Source organism: Cellulomonas sp. Y8 (assembly GCF_008033115.1).
Lineage (GTDB): Bacteria > Actinomycetota > Actinomycetes > Actinomycetales > Cellulomonadaceae > Cellulomonas.
The window spans coordinates 4,196,089-4,214,960 of sequence record NZ_CP041203.1; the positions used below are offsets into that span (position 1 = coordinate 4,196,089).

At 77.7% G+C, this 18,872-nt stretch carries 19 protein-coding genes; 11 read left to right on the top strand and 8 right to left on the bottom strand.

The genetic code is table 11. The features are described 5' to 3' along the window. Positions 1–65: 65 nt before the first annotated feature. Positions 66–887, top strand: coding sequence for an SDR family oxidoreductase (locus FKM96_RS18945; protein ID WP_147796553.1), 822 nt, complete (start codon positions 66–68; stop codon positions 885–887). A gap of 18 nt (positions 888–905) precedes the next feature. On the opposite strand, the gene FKM96_RS18950 is transcribed toward FKM96_RS18945, so the two are convergent. After that, on the bottom strand, positions 906–1,697 hold the full coding sequence (locus FKM96_RS18950; RefSeq protein WP_246855074.1) for a glycoside hydrolase family 16 protein: 792 nt from the start codon (positions 1,695–1,697) through the stop codon (positions 906–908). A gap of 148 nt (positions 1,698–1,845) precedes the next feature. Here FKM96_RS18950 and FKM96_RS18955 point away from each other — a divergent pair, with 148 nt between their 5' ends. Genes FKM96_RS18955 through FKM96_RS18965 form a run of 3 tightly spaced genes read left to right on the top strand, consistent with a single transcriptional unit; the run spans position 1,846 to position 4,168 of the window. Continuing rightward, positions 1,846–2,196: a hypothetical protein gene (locus tag FKM96_RS18955; protein ID WP_147796555.1), complete on the top strand. Its 351-nt coding sequence runs from the start codon at positions 1,846–1,848 to the stop codon at positions 2,194–2,196. A gap of 29 nt (positions 2,197–2,225) precedes the next feature. Next, positions 2,226–2,468, top strand: coding sequence for a hypothetical protein (locus FKM96_RS18960; RefSeq protein ID WP_147796556.1), 243 nt, complete (start codon positions 2,226–2,228; stop codon positions 2,466–2,468). Beyond that, positions 2,465–4,168, top strand: a complete 1,704-nt coding sequence (locus tag FKM96_RS18965; protein ID WP_147796557.1) for a RecQ family ATP-dependent DNA helicase — start codon at positions 2,465–2,467, stop codon at positions 4,166–4,168. Before FKM96_RS18960 ends, FKM96_RS18965 begins: the two co-directional genes overlap by 4 nt. Before the next feature lie 6 nt (positions 4,169–4,174). On the opposite strand, the gene FKM96_RS18970 is transcribed toward FKM96_RS18965, so the two are convergent. After that, entirely contained in the window at positions 4,175–4,633 is a 459-nt protein-coding gene (locus tag FKM96_RS18970) for a universal stress protein (protein ID WP_147796558.1), read from the bottom strand. 176 nt (positions 4,634–4,809) lie between these two features. Here FKM96_RS18970 and FKM96_RS21990 point away from each other — a divergent pair, with 176 nt between their 5' ends. The 3 genes from FKM96_RS21990 (at position 4,810) to FKM96_RS18985 (ending at position 9,465) form a co-directional block, all read left to right on the top strand. Further along, positions 4,810–6,093 (top strand): hypothetical protein, encoded by a 1,284-nt coding sequence (locus FKM96_RS21990; protein WP_147796559.1) that lies wholly within the window; start codon positions 4,810–4,812, stop codon positions 6,091–6,093. A gap of 357 nt (positions 6,094–6,450) precedes the next feature. Continuing rightward, the gene (locus tag FKM96_RS18980; RefSeq protein ID WP_147796560.1) at positions 6,451–7,614 is read left to right on the top strand and encodes a D-alanyl-D-alanine carboxypeptidase family protein; all 1,164 of its coding nucleotides are present in this window, start codon (positions 6,451–6,453) and stop codon (positions 7,612–7,614) included. A gap of 216 nt (positions 7,615–7,830) precedes the next feature. Continuing rightward, positions 7,831–9,465, top strand: coding sequence for a heme peroxidase family protein (locus FKM96_RS18985; RefSeq protein WP_168217047.1), 1,635 nt, complete (start codon positions 7,831–7,833; stop codon positions 9,463–9,465). Positions 9,466–9,534: 69 nt separating this feature from the next. Here the strand turns inward: FKM96_RS18985 and FKM96_RS18990 are convergent, their stop codons facing one another. The 4 genes from FKM96_RS18990 to FKM96_RS19000 form a co-directional block, all read right to left on the bottom strand. Beyond that, the gene (locus tag FKM96_RS18990; protein WP_147796562.1) at positions 9,535–10,608 is read right to left on the bottom strand and encodes a YihY/virulence factor BrkB family protein; all 1,074 of its coding nucleotides are present in this window, start codon (positions 10,606–10,608) and stop codon (positions 9,535–9,537) included. 90 nt (positions 10,609–10,698) lie between these two features. After that, on the bottom strand, positions 10,699–11,136 hold the full coding sequence (locus FKM96_RS18995; RefSeq protein ID WP_168217048.1) for a winged helix-turn-helix domain-containing protein: 438 nt from the start codon (positions 11,134–11,136) through the stop codon (positions 10,699–10,701). Positions 11,137–11,382: 246 nt separating this feature from the next. After that, on the bottom strand, positions 11,383–11,592 hold the full coding sequence (locus FKM96_RS21735) for a hypothetical protein (protein ID WP_246855075.1): 210 nt from the start codon (positions 11,590–11,592) through the stop codon (positions 11,383–11,385). Then, entirely contained in the window at positions 11,589–13,160 is a 1,572-nt protein-coding gene (locus tag FKM96_RS19000) for a metallophosphoesterase (RefSeq protein ID WP_246855076.1), read from the bottom strand. Before FKM96_RS19000 ends, FKM96_RS21735 begins: the two co-directional genes overlap by 4 nt. 99 nt (positions 13,161–13,259) lie before the next feature. Between FKM96_RS19000 and FKM96_RS19005 the strand changes: the two genes are divergently transcribed. Together FKM96_RS19005 and FKM96_RS19010 are read left to right on the top strand one after the other, a co-directional pair. Further along, the gene (locus FKM96_RS19005) at positions 13,260–14,234 is read left to right on the top strand and encodes a cation diffusion facilitator family transporter (protein WP_147796564.1); all 975 of its coding nucleotides are present in this window, start codon (positions 13,260–13,262) and stop codon (positions 14,232–14,234) included. Between the two features lie 315 nt (positions 14,235–14,549). Continuing rightward, positions 14,550–14,939 carry a PASTA domain-containing protein gene (locus FKM96_RS19010; RefSeq protein WP_168217049.1) on the top strand — a complete coding sequence of 130 codons (390 nt, stop codon included), beginning with the start codon at positions 14,550–14,552 and terminating at the stop codon, positions 14,937–14,939. Positions 14,940–15,225: 286 nt separating this feature from the next. Here the strand turns inward: FKM96_RS19010 and FKM96_RS19015 are convergent, their stop codons facing one another. Further along, positions 15,226–15,990 carry a fructosamine kinase family protein gene (locus FKM96_RS19015; protein WP_147796566.1) on the bottom strand — a complete coding sequence of 255 codons (765 nt, stop codon included), beginning with the start codon at positions 15,988–15,990 and terminating at the stop codon, positions 15,226–15,228. A 56-nt stretch (positions 15,991–16,046) separates the two neighbouring features. Between FKM96_RS19015 and FKM96_RS19020 the strand changes: the two genes are divergently transcribed. Next, positions 16,047–17,069, top strand: coding sequence for an aminoglycoside phosphotransferase family protein (locus FKM96_RS19020; RefSeq protein ID WP_210417310.1), 1,023 nt, complete (start codon positions 16,047–16,049; stop codon positions 17,067–17,069). A 17-nt stretch (positions 17,070–17,086) separates the two neighbouring features. Here the strand turns inward: FKM96_RS19020 and FKM96_RS19025 are convergent, their stop codons facing one another. Continuing rightward, on the bottom strand, positions 17,087–17,599 hold the full coding sequence (locus FKM96_RS19025) for an Lrp/AsnC family transcriptional regulator (protein WP_147796567.1): 513 nt from the start codon (positions 17,597–17,599) through the stop codon (positions 17,087–17,089). A 120-nt stretch (positions 17,600–17,719) separates the two neighbouring features. On the opposite strand from FKM96_RS19025, the gene ald reads away from it, so the two are divergent. Further along, complete coding sequence (gene ald / locus FKM96_RS19030; protein WP_147796568.1) at positions 17,720–18,838, top strand: alanine dehydrogenase; 1,119 nt, start codon at positions 17,720–17,722, stop codon at positions 18,836–18,838. Positions 18,839–18,872: the final 34 nt, after the last annotated feature.

Genomic DNA, 18,872 nt, shown 5'->3' on the forward strand with positions numbered 1-18,872 from the left:
CCGACCTAGCGTCCGACGGGCGGGTGCGGCCGCGCCGCCCGCGCGCACGGACGAGAGGCCGACCCATGACCGAGCACATCGCGATCCGCCCGCTGGCGGTCGTCACCGGGGCGTCGAGCGGGATCGGGCTCGAGCTCGCCCGCCGGTTCGCGGCCGAGGGCTTCGACCTGGTGGTCGCCGCCGACGAGCCGCAGATCGCCCTCGTCGCGGACGCGCTCACCGCCGCCGGCAACGCCGTGCGGCCCGTGCACGCGGACCTCGGCACCGCCGAGGGCGTCGCGCAGCTGGTCGACGCGGTGCGCGCCGTCGGCCGGCCGGTGGACGCGCTGGCCCTGAACGCCGGCCTCGGGGCGGGCGGTCCGTTCGTCGAGACACCGCTGGAGGGCGACCTCGCGGTCATCGGGCTGAACGTCGTCGGCACCGTCCGGCTCGCCAAGGCGCTGGTTCCGGCGATGGTGCAGCGCGGTGCCGGGCGGGTGCTGCTCACCGCGTCGACGGCGGCGCTGATGCCCGGCCCCTGGTACGCGACGTACGCGGCGTCGAAGTCGTTCGTGCAGTCGTTCGGCGAGGCCCTGCGCCACGAGCTCGCCGACACCGGCGTCACCGTGACGACCCTCCTGCCCGGCCCGACCGACACGCAGTTCTTCGCGCGCGCCGGCATGGAGCAGACGCCGGTCGGGCGCGGTCCGAAGGACGACCCGGCCGACGTGGCCGACCAGGCGTTCGACGGGATGATGGCGGGCACCGACAAGGTGGAGGTGCGCTCGCTCAAGGCGCGGCTCCAGACCACCGCCGCGGCGGTGCTGCCGGACCGGGCGAAGGCGGCGATGCACGCCGGGTTCACCCAGCCGCTGGAGGGCGGGCGCCCGGACGAGCCGGGGGAGTGACGCCCGCCCGCGCGTCGGTCAGCCGGGCGTGATCCGCACCCGCTCGACCACCAGCTCGGGCACCGCCGGTGCGGCGGGCCCGTGCGGCCGGTCCGGGAAGTCGAACACGCCCAGCATGAGCTGCAGCGGGTAGCCGGGCGCCTGGGCGAGGGACCGGGTGACCACGCCGTCGACCTCGAACACCGCCCGCCCGGGGCGCCACGTCACGGCGTAGGTGTGCCGCGCCGCGACGTCGACCGCGGTGCGCGGCGCGGCGAACTCCTCGCGCAGGTCCGGGTCGCGGAACGGGTGCACGCCGGACCCGAGCGCGGCGGTCGGCATGCCGTCCTCGTCGGTCCCCAGGGTGTCGCCGAACACCTCCACCACGCACAGCTCGCCGCTACGCTCCGGCACGTCCTCGATGCCGACCAGCCAGGCGGAGAACATCGAGCCCGGGCCGATGGTCGCGCGGCAGGTCACCTCGACCCGGCCCTCCGCCGGGGTGCACGCCCACCGCGCCGGCTGCTCCTCGCGCACCGTCTGCCCGGCGCGGAACGGCTGCTGCCCGCGCGTGCTCCCGACGGGACCCGACCAGGACCCGCTCTGCGCCGCCGAGACCCGCAGCGGCGGCACGTGGTCGCCCGGGCACCAGACCGGGTGGTCGGCGGGGATCGTCAGGTGCAGCCCGTCGGGGCCGGTGCGGGCGGCCGCCGCGGCTGCGGCGACCGAGCTCCACGCCGGGAGGTAGGCGAGCGTCCAGCCGCGGTCCTCCGGCGGCGTCGCGAACCGCTCGTCGACGGTGGTGGGTCCGGGGGCGTGAGGTGCGGGCACGGGTGCTCCCTGGCGGTGCGGCGTCGGCGGGCGTGCGCGGGCCCGCCGATCGTAGGACCGGGTGCCCTCCGGTGGCAGCCCTCCGCGGCCCGGCCTAGCGTCGATCGCGGCGGCCGCGCCCGGCGCCGCCACGACCCCGGGAGGACGCATGACCGACGACGACGTGCGCCGCGAGGACCTGCCCGTGCCGGACTACGACCACCTGCCGATCGGCTCGCTCGGCCACCGCATCCGCAGCCTGGAGGCCGACGAGATCGACGTGCTCCGCCGCTACGAGGAGGCGCACGCGAACCGGGTCGCGGTGATCCAGATCCTCGACCACCGGCTGCTCGACCTGGCCGAGGGCCAGCGCCCGTCCTCCGGGGACGCCGCGGCCCCCGCCGCGGAGACCGCCCCGGCCCCGGCGGGCACCAGCAGCGCCTCGCCCGAGACGGCGGGGCCGCCCCAGAACCCGCCGTCCCACGGCGTCCCCACCAACCCCGCCCAGCCGCGCCGCTGAGCGCCCCACCACCCCCACCGGAGGCCCCCGTGTCCGACCGCGGCACCGTCGACGACGACTACCTCGAGCGCGTCCGCGCGTCCGAGGAGCAGCCCCCGCCGCCCCCGCCCGCGCGGGTGCTGCTGTTCCTGCTCTGCTTCGTCCTGTTCGTGGGCGGGCTGTACCTCATGGGGCTCGCGGTCGACACCGCGGAGATCTGGCTGTTCACGGCCGGGATCCTGTGCAGCGGGGGCGCGTTCTTCCTCGGCCTCAACCGCGCACGCACCCTGTGACGCGGACGACCGACGGGTCCGGGGCCGAGGCGCCGGACCTGGACGCTGCCGTGCGCCGGGTCCTCGGCCCGGGCGCGACGCTCCGCGAGGCGCAGCGCGACGCGCTCGACGGGCTGCGCGACCGGGACACCCTGCTCGTCGCGCGGTCGGGCGCGGGCAAGACGGCGGTGTACGCGATCGCCACGCTGCTGAGCGGGGAGCTGACCGTCGTGGTGTCGCCGCTGCTCGCGCTGCAACGGGACCAGGTCGCCGGCCTGCGCGAGGCGGGGCTGCGGGCGGAGTCGGTGAGCTCGGCCCGGGGCGCCCGCGCGCAGGCGGCCGCCCTCGACGCGGCCGCGGCGGGCGAGCTCGACGTCCTCGTGCTCGGGCCGGAGCAGCTGGCGCGCGGACCCGTCGCGGAGGCCCTGGACCGGGCCCCCGTCGGTCTCGTCGTCGTCGACGAGGCGCACTGCGTCAGCGAGTGGGGTCACGACTTCCGGCCCGACTACGTGCACGTGGCCGGCACCGTCGAGCGGCTCGGCCGCCCGCGGGTCCTGGCGCTGACCGCCACCGCGTCGCCCCAGGTGCGGGACGAGGTCGTCGAGCGGCTCGGCATGGTCGACGCCCGGGTGCTCGTGCACGACGCCGACCGGCCGAACATCTGGCTCGGCGCGCACCACGCGTCCACGCCGCGCGAGCGGGACGACCGGGTGGTGGCGCTCGTCGGCGAGCTGGTGGCGGACCCCGGCGGCGCGGGACTCGTCTACGCCCGCACCCGGGCGCACGTCGAGGAGCTGGTCGAGGCGCTCGGCCGCGCCGGGCTGACGGCCCGGGGCTACCACGCCGGGCTGCCGGCGAAGGAGCGCGCCGCCGTCGAGCGGGCCTTCCTGTCCGGGGAGCAGGACCTGGTCGTGGCCACGAGCGCGTTCGGCATGGGCGTGGACCGAGCGGACGTGCGGTTCGTGGTGCACGCGGGCCCGCCCACCTCGCTCGACGCCTACTACCAGGAGGTCGGGCGCGCGGGGCGCGACGGCGAGCCCGCGCGGGCGGTGCTCGTCAGCCGCCCCGACGACTACGGGTTCAACCAGTACCTGCGGACCGGGGGCGTGCCGAAGCAGCGCACGCTCGCGGCCGTGCTGGACGCCGTCGCGGCCGCACCGGACGGAGGCCGCGACCAGCGCGCGCTGACGCGGGCGAGCGGGCTCGCCGCGCGGACGGCGTCCCGCGCCCTCGGCGTCCTGCTCGACACCGGGGCGGTCCGGCGCGAGGACGGCGGGACGCTGGCGGCGACGGGGATCTCCGCCCAGGCAGCGGCGCGCACGGCCACCGAGCGGCAGGAGGAGCGGCGGACCGTCGAGCGGACCCGGGTCGAGGTGGTGCGCACGTACGCCGACACGACCGACTGCCGGCGCCGCCTGCTGCTCGAGCTGCTCGGGGAGAAGCACCCGAGGCCCTGCGGGGCCTGCGACTCCTGCGACGCGGGGACGTCGGTCGAGGTCGAGGACGCGCCGCTGCGGCCCGGGCAGGCGGTCGAGCATGCGGAGTGGGGGCCCGGGCAGGTCTCGGTGGTCGAGGAGGACCGGGTCACGGTGTTCTTCGCGGAGCGCGGGTACGTCACGCTGGACACCGAGGTCGCGCTGGATTCGGGGCTGCTGCGGCCCACCTCGGGGCCGGTGCCGGGAGCGGCGGGGACGGCCCCCGCCGGGGGTGCCGCCGCCTGAGGCCCGTCAGGGCACGACGGTGACCGGCCAGCGCGCGTTCCGCACGAGCCGCACGGCCAGCGAGCCGGCGATCCGGTGGCCGATGCTCGCCGACGACCCGACCACGACGCTGTCCGCGCGCACCTCGTGCGCCACGGTGGACAGCACCTGGTACGGGTCGCCGGTGCGCACCACGACCTCGACCGGCACGCCGCGCGCGTCGGCGAGGGCGCGCGGGTCGCGGAGGGCTCGCTCCACCGCGTCCTGGTGCTCGACGACGGCGACGCTCGCCGCGCCGGTCGTGTCCATCAGCGACGCCACGCCGCCGCCGGGCTCGCGCACGTAGACGACCACCAGGCGGCTGGCCTGGCGGCGGCACACGCCCACCGCGTAGGCCGCGGCACGCAGCGACGGGTCGGAGCCGTCCACGCCCACGACGACCGCGGTGGGCCCGTCGCGGCCGATCTCGAACTGGTGGCCGGTCACGCCGCACCGTCCCCTCTCACGCCGTCCGTCCTGGTCGACACGACGCTATCGGCTGCCGCGGGCCGCCGGGACGGGACCTCCGGGCGGGGTGCCGGCGCGGGCGTCGGGGCTGGTGGCGTGGTTCGCTGGGCCGACGGGCCGACGGCCCGGGGCGACGAGCACGCGGGAGGGCAGCGGTGGCGGACCTGGCGGGCGTGGCGGCGGACCTCTACGGCGTGCCGCCGGCGGAGTTCACCCGCGCCCGCACGGCCGCCGTCACGGCCGCCCGGTCCGACGGCGAGCGCGACCTCGCCCGCGCCGTCGGCGGGCTGCGGAAGCCCTCCTCCGCCGCCGCGGCCGTCAACCTCCTCGTGCGGGAGCGGCCCGACGACCTGGGCGCGCTGCTCGACCTCGGGGTCCGGATCCGAGAGGCGCAGGCGGCCCTCGCGGGTGCGGACCTCCGGGCGCTGCACGCGGAGCAGCAGCGGGCCGTCGGCGCGGCGGCGGACGCGGCGCTGGAGCTGCTCGGCGGCGGGGCGGGCGGTTCCGTCCGGGGCCAGGTCGAGGCGACCCTCCGGGCGGCGATGGGCGACCCCGACGCCGCCGCGACGGTCGCGACGGGGCTGCTCGTGCGGGACCTGTTCTCGTCGGGGTTCGAGCCGGTCGACGTCGCGGGTGCGGTGGCCGTGCCGGACGCGCCGGCGCTCGCCGGAGCGCCGGGGCGACGGACGCCGCTGCGCGCGGTGCCGGACGACGCGGGCGCGGCGGCGGGCGGGCACCGGGACGGGCCGGACGGCGGCGGGGCGGACGGGGCGCGTCCCGGTCGGCGTCGCGGGCGGCTGCTCACCGAGGAGGAGCCGCAGCGGCCGCTGCGCGGGGCCCCGGCGGGGCGCCGGTCGCGGGTCCGCGTCGCGGACGAGGACGCGCCCGGCTCCGGCGGCGGCGCACGCACGGGCGACCCGGGGCCCGGCGACGGCGAGGGCACGGGCGACCCGGGGGAGACGGTCTCGCTGCCCGGCAGGCGGCGCCGCGGCCGCGTGCGGGTCGAGCAGGGGCGCCAGGCCGAGCAGGACCGCCAGGCCGAGCAGGAGCGCCGGGCCGAGCAGGAGCGCAGCGCCGCGCGCCGGGCCGCGGCCGAGCGCGAGGCCCGGTCGCAGCGCCGCGCCGCTGCGGTCCGGGCTGCCGAGCAGGACGTCGCCCTCGCGCGCGACGAGGCGGACGAGCGCCGCGGGGCACGCGACGCGGCCGACGACCGGCTGCACGCGGCCGAGGCCCGCGCCGAGGAGCTCGGCGGCACGATCGCCCGCGCCCGGGAGGAGATCGAGCGGTTGCGGGCCGCCCTGGCGTCCGCCGAGCAGGAGGCCCGCGAGGTCGGCCTGGAGGTGCGGCACGCGCGCTCCGCGCGCACGGCGGCGGCGCGGCAGGCCGAGCGCGCGGACCAGCGGCTGCGCGCCGCGGAGGCCGCGCGGGACGCGCTGTGATCCGCTCGTCGCCGGTGCGCGCGCGGTGTGCCCGGGTCGCGTCGGGCCGCCTCCGGCACAGCGCCGTCCAGCGCACCGCGGTGTGACTCGGATCACTCGTTCGCGTTGACACCTTCCGCGGGGCCTTCCTACGCTGGCCGGACGGCACGCCTCGCGAGAACGGGGCGCCCGTGGCGGGAGCCGGGCGCAGGAGCCCGGTACGACCGGCGCGCACCTCCGGGTGGCGCGGCACCGGCGCCCCGGCTTGGGGGCTCGGCGACGACGCGACGCGGGGCGCGGGCGGCTGCCGCGGGTCCGGATCACCCGGGTGGCGCGCCCACGCGGACCAGCGACCCGCCTCGCCCAGGAGCCCCCGGGATGCCGTCAGCGCCGCGCCGCCCCCGCCACCGGACGGCCGGGCGCGCGCGGCTCGGCCGGGGCGCCGCGGTCGCCCGGGTCGGTGGCCGGTCGCTGCTCGGGGCGGGCCTCGTCGTGGCGCTCGGGGTGACGCTCACCGGGACGCCGGCGCTCGGCGGCACCGGTGCGCCCCGGGCTCCCGCCGCGGCGGCGGCCGAGGACGCCACCGGCCGCGGGTTCGACCCGGTCCGCACCGCCGCCGCGGACGGCGAGCGGTGGGCGGCCCGGGCCGCGGCCGAGGAGCCCGCCGTGACCGCCGCGTCCGCGCTGCTCGCGCGCGCGGCCCTGGACGCCGCCGCCGGCGTGGAGCCGCTGCGGGTGTCGCCGCAGCCGCTCGACGACCTGCCCGGGATGGACGCGGCCGTGGAGCGGCTGACGGACGCGTGGGCCGAGCCGGCCGCGACGCCCGGCGACCGGGTCGCGTCGGCGCTGCGGGTGCGGGACGCCGCCGGGTCGGTGTTCCGGCTCGCCCTGGCGGTCGAGCGCAGCGTGCCGGTCGCGGCGGACCGTGCTGCGGGCGACGTCGCCGGGCTGGACCGGGTGGAGCAGGCGGCCGGCGAGGCGACCCGTGCCGCGGCGGACCTGCCGGTGCTCGACGGGCGGGTCGTCGGCGCGCCGGTGCGCACCGGGGGCGGCAGCGCGCGCCCGTCGGGGCTGCTCGCGGACGGGACCGTCGACCCGGTGCTGCTGTGCCCGGTGCCGTTCGCGCCCGGGGCGCGGCTCCGCTGCGACGCGGTGGTCGCGCTCACGGCGCTGAACGAGGCGTTCCGGGCCGAGCACGGGACCGACCTCCCGGTCGGCAGCACCTACCGCACCTACGCCGAGCAGGCGGCGCTCAAGGCGGCCAAGGGCGGGCTCGCCGCGCCGGCCGGGGTGTCGCACCACGGCTGGGGCGTCGCGGTCGACTTCGCCGGGTTCGGCGGTGTCGGGCAGTTCGACCGGCCGCTGTACGCGTGGATGGTCGAGCACGGGCCCGCGCACGGCTGGGAGCACCCGGCCTGGGCCGGCCCGGGCGGGTCGGGTCCGGCGGAGCCCTGGCACTGGGAGTACACCGGCACGCCGGCTCCGGCGCCGGGCGGTGCCGGAGGCACCACGACCGCGGGTCCGGCCGCCGCGGACTCTTGAAGCCCTCGCGCACGCGGTGGTGTGATGGTCGCCTCGCGCACCCGGCGTGCGCGCCGCCCCGACGCCGTCGTCGGCCGCGCCGCGCCGGACTCGCAGCCCGCGCCGTCCGCACCCCCCGGTGGCGACCCGGACCGCCCACCCCGCCGCCCCGCGCGGCGCGGGTCCGCCACCCGGCCGGGCGCCCACCGCGGCCCGGCACCGCCCAGGGGGAACCACATGAACGCCACGCAGACCGAGACCGCCGCGCCCGCCGTCGCCGGGCGGGTGGTCGAGAACGTCGGCCACGGGGAGGTCCTGCACCGCCAGGCGCGCGCCTCGGACTTCGGCTACCTGTTCGCCGACCTGGTCGGCGACGCCGACGCCCACCTGCCGGCGGCCGACCCGCCGCAGGTCATCGCGCTGCTCCGCCGGCTCGGCGGCGCCATGGCCGAGCCGGCCACCAGCCCGGCCCCGCCGTCGACGATCCCGGCGGTGTACACCTACTGGGGCCAGTTCATCGACCACGACCTCACGCTCGAGGACTCGGCGGACCCGCGCCTGCAGCAGCCGGCGGTCGCCGACCCCGCGCTGCGCCCCGTCGACGCGGACACGGTGCGGCGCGCGCTCGGCAACGCCCGGCAGCCGTACCTGAACCTGGACTCCGTCTACGGCGACGGCCCCGACGGCGACCGCTCGTCGGCGTTCTACGACGGGCCGTTCCTGCGCGTCGGCACCCTCGCGTCGCCCGCGCCCGGCCAGCCGGTGCCCGCGGCCACCGACCCCGCAGCGCGCGACCTGCCCGGCCGGCACCCGGTGACCGACCCCGCGACGGGCCGGACCCAGTTCCCCGCGACGATCGGCGACTCCCGGAACGACGAGAACCTGGTCGTCGCGCAGCTGCACACGGCCTACCTGCGGTTCCACAACGCGGTGGTCGCCGCCTTCCGGAGCGCGGAGCCGGGGCTGTCCGACGCCGACCTGCTCGCCCGCTCGCAGCACTTCGTGCAGCACACCCACCAGTGGCTGATCGTGCACGACTACCTGCGGACGGTCACCGTGCCGGGGACCGTCGACTGGGTGCTGTCCGAGCTCAAGGGCCTCTACCTGCAGCGGTTCCCCGCGAAGCGCCCGCCGGTCATGCCGCTCGAGTTCTCGGTCGCGGCGTTCCGGTTCGGCCACTCGCAGGTGCGCAACGCCTACGACTACAACCGGAACTTCGGCGACCCCGGGTTCGTCGCGCCGCGGGCCACTCTGGACCAGCTGTTCCAGTTCAGCGGTCGCGGGGGCTTCATCGGCGGCGCGCAGACGCTGCCGGAGAACTGGGCGATCGAGTGGGACCGGTTCGTCGACAAGGCCGACCCGGACCCGCGGCACTTCGCCCGCGCGATCGACACCCAGCTCGCCGACGACCTGTCGGTCATGCGGAACGAGCCGCGGGACCTCGCGGGCATCCAGGAGCACCTGGCCAAGCGGAACCTGCTGCGCGGCTACCTGCTCGGGGTGCCGACGGGGGAGGCGGTCGCCCGCGCGCTGCGCATCCGGCCGCTGACCCGCGCCGAGCTGCTCCGCGGCGCCCCGGCGGGCGTCCGGTCCGCGCTCACCAGCCCCGAGCTCACCGGACGCACGCCGCTCTGGTACTACGTGCTCAAGGAGGCCGAGGTGCTGACCTCGGGCAACTCCCTCGGTCCCGTGGGCAGCCGGCTGGTCGCGGAGACGATCGTCGGGCTGATGCGGCACGACCCCGGGTCGTTCCTCACGAGCGTCCCCGCGTGGGGCACCGGGCCCGTGCCCGTGCTGCCGGGCGGCGATGGCGCCCGGACGATCGGCGGGCTGGCGGACCTGCTCGACGTCGCCGGCGTCACGGCGTCCTGAGCGCGGCCGCCGCCGGACCGGCCGGGCACGCGCGACGCGGTGCCCGGCCGGTCCGCGCGCGTCCCCGGGTCAGCGCGGCGGACGCGTCCGGCGCTGCTCACGGATCAGCCGGCCGCGGCGGACGTCCTCCTCCGCCTTCGCCCGCTTCTTGTCGCTCGCGCGGGTGTCCCGCGGCGGCAGCTGGATCGTGCGCTCGGCCTCGATCCCGCCCTGGAGCTCCCGGCCGCGCTCGACCTCGGCGTCCAGCTCCGCGCCGAACAGCAGCGCCAGGTTGGTGATCCACAGCCACAGGAGCAGCACGATCGCGCCCGCCAGCGAGCCGTAGGTGCTGTTGTACGACCCGAAGTTCGCGACGTAGAACCCGAAGCCGACCGACGCGAGGATCCACACGACGACCGCGACGAGGGCGCCGACGCTCATCCAGCGGAACTTCGGCTGCCGGACGTTGGGCGTGAAGTAGTAGAGGATCGCGACCGCGACGATCACCAGCAGCAGCACGACCGGCCACTTGGCGATGTTCCAGGCGGTCACGGCGACGGAGCTGAGGCCGATCGCGTCGCCGACGCTCCGGGCGATCCCGCCCGACAGCACGACGGCGACGACGATGACCACGGCGAACAGCACCAGCACGAGGGTGACGAGGAGCAGCACGGGGCGCAGCTTCCACACCGGCCGGCCCTCGTCGATCTCGTAGACCCGGTTGATGCCGCGGCTGAACGCGTTCACGTACCCGGACGCCGACCACAGCGCGACGACCAGCGAGACGACGAACGTCAGGCCGGCGCCGGGGGAGTTGGTGAGGTTCTCCAGGATCGGCTGCAGCGTGTTCTCGGCGCTGTCCTGGCCGACGATCCCCGTCGCCGTCGACACCAGGTCCTCGACGAGCTGCTGCCCGTCGCCCACCAGGCCGAGGATCGACACGACGGCGAGCAGGCCCGGCGCGATCGCCAGCACCGCGTAGTACGTGAGCGCGGCGGCGAGGTCGGTGCACTGGTCGTGGTTGAACTCGCGGATCGTGGTGCGCAGCACGTACCGCCACGACCGCTTGGTCAGGTCGTCGGGGGAGTCGGGCTTGCGCGGGTCGTCCGGCTCGGGTGCGTCGGCACGTGCGGTGCTCGTCTGCTCGTCGTCGGCGTGGGCCACGGCGACCTCCTGGGTGGCGCTCGGGTGTTCCGATCGCCAGCGTCACCCGCCGGCGCCCGCCTCGCCACAGGAACGGGCCCGCCCGGCAGCTCAGGCCACGACGCGCAGGCCGTCCAGGGCGTTGAGCCGGTACCCCACGCCGCGCACCGTCGCGATCAGCCCGTCGAGGCCCGACTTCGCGCGCACCCGGCGGACGTGCACGTCGACCGTGCGGGTGCGGTCGGACAGGTCGTGGCTGCGCCAGGCGCCGTCGTACAGCTCGTCGCGGCTGACGACGCGCCCGGCCGACCGCGCCAGGTATGCCACGAGGTCGAACTCCTGGCGGGTCAGGTCGACGTCCTGCCCGTCGACCACCAGGCGGCGGCCGGGCAGGTCGACGACGACGGCGGGGGTCAGCGGCAGGGCGGCCAGCAGCTCCTCGAACCGGCGCAGGTCGGCCTGGGTGGGCAGGTCGGCGGCGTGCGCCGGGGCGGTGCCGGCCGGGTGGACGGCGGGACGGGCGGTCGTCGCAGGGGTCAGGACGCTCACGGGGGTGCTCCTCGGGGGTCCGCCGCTCGCGGGCGGCGGGGCGGGACGACGACGTCCCGCGCGGATCTGACGGCAGGTGGGGAGGCGGTCAGGCCCGACAGAGCGGACACGCGCAGGCGTGCCGCAGGGTGCGGCACGGGAGGAGCGCGGAGGTCATGGTCGCGAGTGTGGCACGGGGCGCCGCGGGGCGGCACCGATCCCGCGACCCGTCTCAGGAGGCGGACGCAGGTGTCGTGCGGGGCGGCGTCAGCCCGCCGGGGGCGCCGTCGCCCCGCCGGAGGGGGTCGCCGACGGCCCGGACCCGGGATCGGCGTCGTCCTCCTCGTCGGCGGGGACCGGCACCACGGCGGGCCAGCGCTCCGGGTCGTGCACGACCGCGCTCGCGTCCGTGCCGATCTCGACGAGCTGCCAGTCGAGGATCTCCCGGGTGGTGGGGTCCCAGCGCAGCAGCGTCATCTCGGCGGTGCCCTTGAGCGGGCCGATCCGCGGCTCGTTCTCCTGGGCCCCCGCGCGGTCGACGACGAGATGTACCGGATCCCCTCGCCGATCTGCTCGGGGTCCGTGCGGGTGTGCATGTGCCCGGACACGAGCGCCGGCACGCAGCCGTCGGCCAGCATCGCGGGGGCGGTCCGCGGGTTGTGGAACAGCACGAGGTCGACGCCGTCGGGGTCCTCGCAGGCGACCTCGGACAGGCGGGTGCCGACCTCGGCGTACGACTCGTCCTGGGTCTGCGTCTGGATGAGCCGGGTGGCCTTCGGGTCGTGGTCGCCGAGGATGCGCATGCCGCGCACGTCGATGACGCCGCCGTCCAGGACGGTCGCGCCGGCCCGCGCGTACTGCGCGGTGGTCTCCGCGGAGTCGTGGTTGCCCGGCGCCGTGATCAGGTCGACGCCGTCCGGGATCGCCCGGGCGAACGTCGTCACGCAGTACTGCTCGACGGAGGTCCCGTTCATCGTGGTGTCGCCCGCGTCCAGCACGACCTCGGCGCCCGACATCTCGGCGAGGGACGTGATGAGCGGGGCCATGCCGACGTTGCAGTGCAGGTCCGAGATGACCAGGAGCGTGAGCGGCTCCGCCTCCTCGTCGGTGGGCTCCCCGGCGTCCGCCGTCGGGCTGGGCGACCCGGTCGGCGCGGCCGTCGGCCCCGCGGTCGCCGTCGGGGCGTCGTCGCCGTCCTCGTCCCGGGCGTCGCGGCGCCCCTCCCAGTCCGCCCACGCCGCGACGAGCGCGTCGTCGGCCCGGTCGTAGAACTCCTCGTTCTCCTGGAACGCCTTGACGACCAGCCCGCCGTAGGTGTCGACGATGCCGCCGAGCCGCCCGGTGATCCGCGCGCCCTCGAGCGGAGTCCCGTCGAACACGGCGGACGCGGTCTGGGACGGGGCGCGCTGCGCGACGTCGCCGCGCTCGCTCGCGGTGACCAGCGTCCCGACCAGCACGACCGCGAGGCCGCCCGCGGTGAGCTGCGCGCCGTGCGGCGCCAGCCGGCAGGCCAGCTCCTCGCGCCGACCGGGCCCGAGCAGCCAGCGTCCCCCGAACCACAGCGCCACCAGCACGACGAGCGCGCCCAGCGTCCGCCACAGGGCGTTCGCCACGAGCGCGCGGGCGGCGTCCTCGATGGTGGCCTGCGGCCCGGTGAAGAACTGCAGGTAGGAGTTGAGGTCCCCGGTGAGCGCCTGGAGCGTGTCGATCCCGTGCAGCGCGTCGACGTCGGCGGGGATCTCCTCGACGGTGACCCGCGCGCCGAGCCCGAGCGGCAGCGGCGAGTCGATCTGCAGGGTGCCGAGCGGACCCACGTCGATCGTCACCGTCGCGTCGGTCGTGACGTCGTACCGCGCCTCGTGCGGGCCGAGGCTCGACTCGGCGGTCGCCGTCGTGACCCCGAACACGAGCGCGGCGAGCAGCGCGACGAGCGCCAGCAGGGCGTGCAGCAGCCACCGGCGGCGACGGCCGGGGCGCGCGGGACGGACGGGACGGACCGGCGGCGCGGCCTCGGCGGGCTCGGGGGTGGCGTCGGGTGCGGGCATCGTGCCGAGCCTAGACGCGCCGCCCTGGCGCCGTCCTGCCGGACCGGCGGGCCCCGGTCCGCCCGCGCGGGGCGTCCCGCGCTGTGCTAATCCGGGACCATGACCAGCCCCGTCACCACGCCGGACGGCCCGCCCGCCGCGGCGGACGGCCACGCCGAGAGCACCCTCACCGTCGTCGTGGCCTTCGCGGCCAACGCGCTCATCGCGGTCGCGAAGACGGTCGCCGCGGTCCTCACCGGCGCGGCGTCGATGCTCGCGGAGGCCGCCCACTCGTGGGCGGACACCGGCAACGAGGTGTTCCTGCTCGTCGCCCAGCGGCGCGCGGCGCGGGCGCCGGACCGCGCACACCCGCTCGGCTACGGGCGCGAGGTCTACGTCTGGTCCCTGTTCGCGGCCATCGGCCTGTTCGCGGTCGGTGCGGGCGTGTCGATCACGCACGGGATCCAGGAGCTCGTGCACCCGGAGCCCGCCTCGTCGTACGTCGTCGCCTACGTCGTGCTCGGCGTCGCGCTCCTGCTCGAGGGGACGTCGTTCCTGCAGGCGTGGCGGCAGGCGCGGCGGGCCGCCCGGCGGCGGGAGATGGACCTGTGGGAGCACGTGCTGGCGACGTCCGACCCCACGGTCCGGGCCGTGTTCTTCGAGGACGCCGCGGCGCTCGTCGGCATCGTGATCGCGGGGACCGGCATCGCGCTGCACCAGATCACCGGATCGCCGGTGCCGGACGCGGTCGGCTCGATCCTGGTCGGCGTGCTGCTCGCGGTCGTGGCCGTGCTGCTCATCGACCGCAACCGCCGGTTCCTCGTGGGGGAGACGGCCGACCCGGCGCTGCAGGGCGCGGCGGTGCGCGCGCTGCTGGCGATGCCCGAGGTCGCGCGCGTGACCCAGCTCCGGCTCGAGGTCGTCGGAGCGCGGCAGCTGTTCCTCGTCGGCGCCGTCGACCTGGCGGGCAACCTCGCCGAGGACGAGGCGTCGCACGTGCTCGCCTCCGTCGAGCGCCAGGTCACCGCGGTACCCGGCGTCGTGGGTGCCGTGCTGTCCCTGTCCGAGCCGGAGGAGGCGGCGCTGACGCCCTGACGGCGGCGAGCACCCCGGCCGGCACCCGCCCGGGCGGTGCGCACGGGTGAACGCCTGGGCCGTCCGGGCGTCGCCGCTGGTGGCTGCGTCACAGATCCCCGAAATACGGACGTAACCTGTCGGCCGACAGGCGTAGTCTGTGTGCCGAGGGCGCGTCGCCCGCCGGGGCACGTCCCGGGCGGCCGCTCGACTGCCGACGACGGCCGCCTGCGAGCCGCAGCGCGGCGCGTTCGCCCGTCCCGCGCCCTCCGCGGCGACCGGCGACCCCGGGGACCGCGGTCCCTGACGCACCGCAACAGCCCAGGAGGGCCCCCGATGAACATGTCCATCGCCCGAGCCGGTCGCCGGACCACGCGCACCCTCAGCGTGGCCGCCGCCGCCGTCGCGACGGTCTCCCTGCTCGCCGCCTGCGCCTCCGGCGAGGGCAGCACGTCGGCGGGCTCCGCGTCCGACGACACCACCTCGGCCGCCGAGACCAAGGACGTCCAGGTCATCGACCAGACCAACCTGCTGCTCGCGACCGCGCAGGAGACGCTCGAGGCCCGCGGCCTCGAGGTCCAGGCGGCCGACGCGTCCGGCCAGGGCCGGCCGATCGACGACCCGACCCAGTGGGTCGTCGTCACGCAGGACCCCACGTCCGGCACCGTCGAGGCGGGCACCGAGGTCACGCTCACGGTCCGCATGACCACCGACCCGGTGGGCTGACCGGAATAAACGCTGGCGCCGCCGCGCTGGACGGGGTGAGACTCAGAGCTCCCGGTCCGCGCGGCGGTGCAGCATCCCGCCGCGGAGGGACCGGCCCGGACGCGGAGCACGCGCCCCTCGTGAGGGGTGGACGGACGCGGGACGGGTGGCTCGTCACCGACGGCCCTCAACGAGGCCGGGGCGGATCAGGTCGCGCGGGAGAAGGACAAGCGGGCGCGGCGGACGGTGGCGTACAGGTGCTGACCCGCCCGGGCGGGGCCCAGGGCCCCGCCGGGGCGCACGGCCCTCAGACGTAGGGCGCGGCGAGCCGGCGCAGCTGCGCGGCGTAGCCGCCGCCGAACAGCACCGCGTGCATCCCCACCGGGTACACCTGGTGCAGGCCGACCCGGTGCTGCCACCCACGGCGCAGCGGGTGCACCTCCTGGTAGGCGTCGAGCACGTCGGTGAGGTGCGGGAACCCGAACAGCGCGAGCATCGCCAGGTCGGACTCCCGGTGGCCCCCGTGCGCGGCCGGGTCGATCAGCGTGGCTCCCGTCGGAGTCCACAGCACGTTGCCGGACCAGAGGTCGCCGTGCAGCCGCGCGGGGGTGTCGTCGTCGTCGAGGCCGCCCGCCCGGAGCCGGTCCGCGAGCCGACGGAGCAGCGCGACGTCGTCCGGCCCCAGCGCCCGTCGCCGCTCGGCGGCCGCGGCCAGCGGCTCGATGCGGCAGTCCGCAAGGAACGCGCCCCAGCGCTCGTGGTCGCCCGCGGGCATGGGCAGCGGCTGGTCGAGCGGACCGAAGAACCCGTCGCCCCGCCAGCCGTCGGGCGGGCTGCCGAACCGGCGGGCGCCCGCGTCGTGCGTGACGGCGAGGCCGCGGCCCAGCTCGCGCGCCGCCCGACGGCTCGGGGGCACCTCGGTCAGGGCCGCGAGGTCCAGGTGGTCGGCGCCGACCCCGAGCACCTCCACGACCGGTGCGCCGCCGCGCACGCGCAGCCACCGCAGCCCGGCGGCCTCGCACGCGAAGAACCCCGGGGGCGCGCCCGCACGGCGCTTGCGGTACGTGTCCATGCGGCGGCCTCCCTCGACGCGGCGGGCACGGGCGGCTCGCCGCTAGCCTGGCGCGCGTGCCGCCCGACGCCGACCCGATCCTCGTGAGCGGCGCGCCGCCACCGGGGGAGGCGCGCCGTGCCGGGCCGCCGTCGCCGACGCTGCCCGCCGCCCTGCTCCAGGGGGCCGGGCGCACCCCGGAGGGTGCGGCCTGGCTCGGCCGGCTGCCGTCGCTGGTGGACCGCGCGGTCCACCGCTGGGGCCTGGTCCTGGGCGACCCGTTCCCGTCGGGCTCGGCGTCCTGGTGCGCGCCCGCCCGCGACGCCGCCGGCCGCGACCTGGTGCTCAAGCTGTCGTTCCCGCACGACGAGGCACGGGACGAGGCCGCGGTGCTGCGCGCCTGGGGCGGGCGCGGCGCGGTGCCCCTGGTCGACGCGGACGCGGGCGACTGGGCGCTGCTGCTCGGCCGGGCGCGACCCGGCACCCCGCTGCGGGCGGTGCGCGTGCCCGCGGCCCGGCGGCTGGCCGCGGCGGCGAACGTGCTGCGTGCCCTGCACGCCGCACCCGCCCCGGCGGGGCTGCCCGCGCTGGCGGACGTCGCCCGGCGGCTGGCGGACGTGGCGGCCGAGCGGGCGGACCGCGCGGCGCGCGCCGGGCTCCGGCCGGACCCGGGCCTGCTGCGGGCGGCGGACGCGACCCTGCGCGGCGTCGGACCCTCCGCCGCGCCGGCGCCCGTGACGCTGCACGGCGACTACAACCCGGGCAACCTGCTGCTGACCGGGACCGGCGGGGGAGCCCGGTGGGTCGCGATCGACCCCAAGGCGCTCACGGGCGACCCGGCCTACGACGCCTGGCCGCTGCTGGAGCAGGTCGCCGACCCCTGGCGCACCGGCGACCCGGTGCGCGTCCTGCGCGACCGCCTCCTCCTCGTCGCCGACCGCGCGGGGCTGGACGCCGCGGGCGCCGCGCGGTGGGCGGTCGCCCGCGGTGCGGAGTCCGCGCTGTGGTCCTGGCACCACGGCGGCGGCCGGCGCGGCGCCGCCCGCGAGCTGGCACGGGTGCGCGACTGGGCCCGGGTCGCGGACCTGCTCGCCGGCTGAGCGCCCGGGCCGGGGGCTCAGCCCACCGCGCCCCGGAGGTGGTCGAACACCAGGCTGGTCTCGGTCGAGGCGACGTCCGGCCGGTCGCTCAGGCGCTCCACGACGAACCGGCGCAGCTCGTCGGTGTCGCGCACCGCGACGTGCAGGAGGAAGTCGTCGGCGCCGGCGAGGAAGTACACGTCCAGCACCTCCGGCCGCGCGGCGACCGCCCGGGCGAAGGGTTCCAGGGTGGCCCGGGAGCCCGCCGCCATCCGGACCGCGACCATCGCCCGCAGACCCCGGCCGAGGGCCTCGGGGTCGACGTCCGCGTGGAACCCGCGGATCACGCCGGCCCGGCGCAGCGCCCGGACCCGCGCCAGGCAGGTCGACGGCGCGATGCCCACGGCGGCGGCGAGCGCGTTGTTGGCCATCCGCCCGTCCTCCTGGAGCAGCCGGACCAGCTGCCGGTCGACCGCGTCGAGCGGGGCGGGTCGAAGATCGTTCGGCGGTGTGACCGACGTCGCACCGAGACTCGCAGAAAGTTTGGCCATATGCTGAGCGTAACGAACGGGAACACGCTGTCACGCCGCGGAAACACCGCGAAGTTCACGCTGGACCCGACGGGCGCCGCACCGGCCCCCGCACGCCGCGCGACGCCCCAGGAGGCTGCGATGAGGGTCGGGATCCCCGCCGAGGTCAAGAACCACGAGTACCGGGTCGCCATCACGCCCGCCGGGGTGCACCAGCTGGCCGCGGCCGGGCACGAGGTGCTGGTGCAGGCCGGCGCCGGGCGCGGCTCCGCGATCACCGACGAGCAGTACGCCGCCGCCGGCGCGACCGTGGTCGCCGAGGCGGGGCACGTCTGGGGCGAGGCCGACCTGGTGTGCAAGGTCAAGGAGCCGGTGCCGTCCGAGTACGGGTACCTGCGGGACGACCTCGTGCTGTTCACCTACCTGCACCTGGCGGCCGACCGCCGGCAGACCGACGCGCTGCTCGCGGCCGGCACCACGGCGATCGCCTACGAGACCGTCCAGCTCCCGGACCGCTCGCTGCCGCTGCTCGCGCCCATGAGCGAGGTGGCGGGCCGGCTCGCCGCGCAGGTCGGCGCCTACCACCTCATGCGCAGCGCCGGCGGGTCCGGTCGGCTGCTCGGCGGCGTCCCCGGCGTCGCCCCGGGGCGGGTCGTCGTCATCGGCGGCGGCGTCGCGGGGCAGCACGCGGCGGAGGTCGCGCTGGGCATGCGCGCGGACGTCACCGTGCTCGACGTGTCGGTCCCGCGGCTGCGCGAGCTGGACACGGCGTTCGGCGGCCGGGTCCGGACCCTCGCGTCCTCCGCGTACGCCGTCCGCGAGGCGGTGGCCGACGCCGACCTGGTCGTCGGGGCCGTGCTGGTCCCGGGCGCCCGCGCGCCGAAGCTGGTCACCGACGACATGGTCGCCGCGATGCGCCCCGGCTCGGTGCTCGTCGACGTGGCGGTCGACCAGGGCGGCTGCTTCGAGTCCACCCGGCCGACCACGCACGACGACCCGACGTTCGCGGTGCACGACGCGGTGTTCTACTGCGTCGCGAACATGCCCGGCGCGGTGCCGGTCACCTCGACGCAGGCGCTGACGAACGCGACGCTGCCGTACCTGACCGCCCTCGCGACGCGCGGCTGGCGGGAGGCGCTGGCGGCCGACCCGGCCCTGGCGGCGGGGCTCGCGACGCACGCGGGGCGGCTCTACCACGCGGGGGTCGGCGCGGCCCACGACCTGCCCGTGGCGGACCCCGGCGTCGTGCTGGCCGCCTGACCAGCGGCGACGGGCGAAAGGCCGCGACCCGGAG

What these genes read in the sequence shown, in the direction of transcription:
- FKM96_RS18980 (WP_147796560.1), top strand. Translation starts at nt 6,451, where the DNA reads ATGCCGTCAGCGCCGCGCCGCCCCCGCCACCGGACGGCCGGGCGCGCG.
- FKM96_RS19000 (WP_246855076.1), bottom strand. Translation starts at nt 13,160, where the DNA reads ATGCCCGCACCCGACGCCACCCCCGAGCCCGCCGAGGCCGCGCCGCCG.
- FKM96_RS19015 (WP_147796566.1), bottom strand. Translation starts at nt 15,990, where the DNA reads ATGGACACGTACCGCAAGCGCCGTGCGGGCGCGCCCCCGGGGTTCTTC.
- FKM96_RS21735 (WP_246855075.1), bottom strand. Translation starts at nt 11,592, where the DNA reads ATGACGCTGCTGCGCTGGGACCCCACCACCCGGGAGATCCTCGACTGG.
- FKM96_RS19025 (WP_147796567.1), bottom strand. Translation starts at nt 17,599, where the DNA reads ATGGCCAAACTTTCTGCGAGTCTCGGTGCGACGTCGGTCACACCGCCG.
- FKM96_RS18985 (WP_168217047.1), top strand. Translation starts at nt 7,831, where the DNA reads ATGAACGCCACGCAGACCGAGACCGCCGCGCCCGCCGTCGCCGGGCGG.
- FKM96_RS18945 (WP_147796553.1), top strand. Translation starts at nt 66, where the DNA reads ATGACCGAGCACATCGCGATCCGCCCGCTGGCGGTCGTCACCGGGGCG.
- ald (WP_147796568.1), top strand. Translation starts at nt 17,720, where the DNA reads ATGAGGGTCGGGATCCCCGCCGAGGTCAAGAACCACGAGTACCGGGTC.
- FKM96_RS19010 (WP_168217049.1), top strand. Translation starts at nt 14,550, where the DNA reads ATGAACATGTCCATCGCCCGAGCCGGTCGCCGGACCACGCGCACCCTC.
- FKM96_RS18955 (WP_147796555.1), top strand. Translation starts at nt 1,846, where the DNA reads ATGACCGACGACGACGTGCGCCGCGAGGACCTGCCCGTGCCGGACTAC.
- FKM96_RS19005 (WP_147796564.1), top strand. Translation starts at nt 13,260, where the DNA reads ATGACCAGCCCCGTCACCACGCCGGACGGCCCGCCCGCCGCGGCGGAC.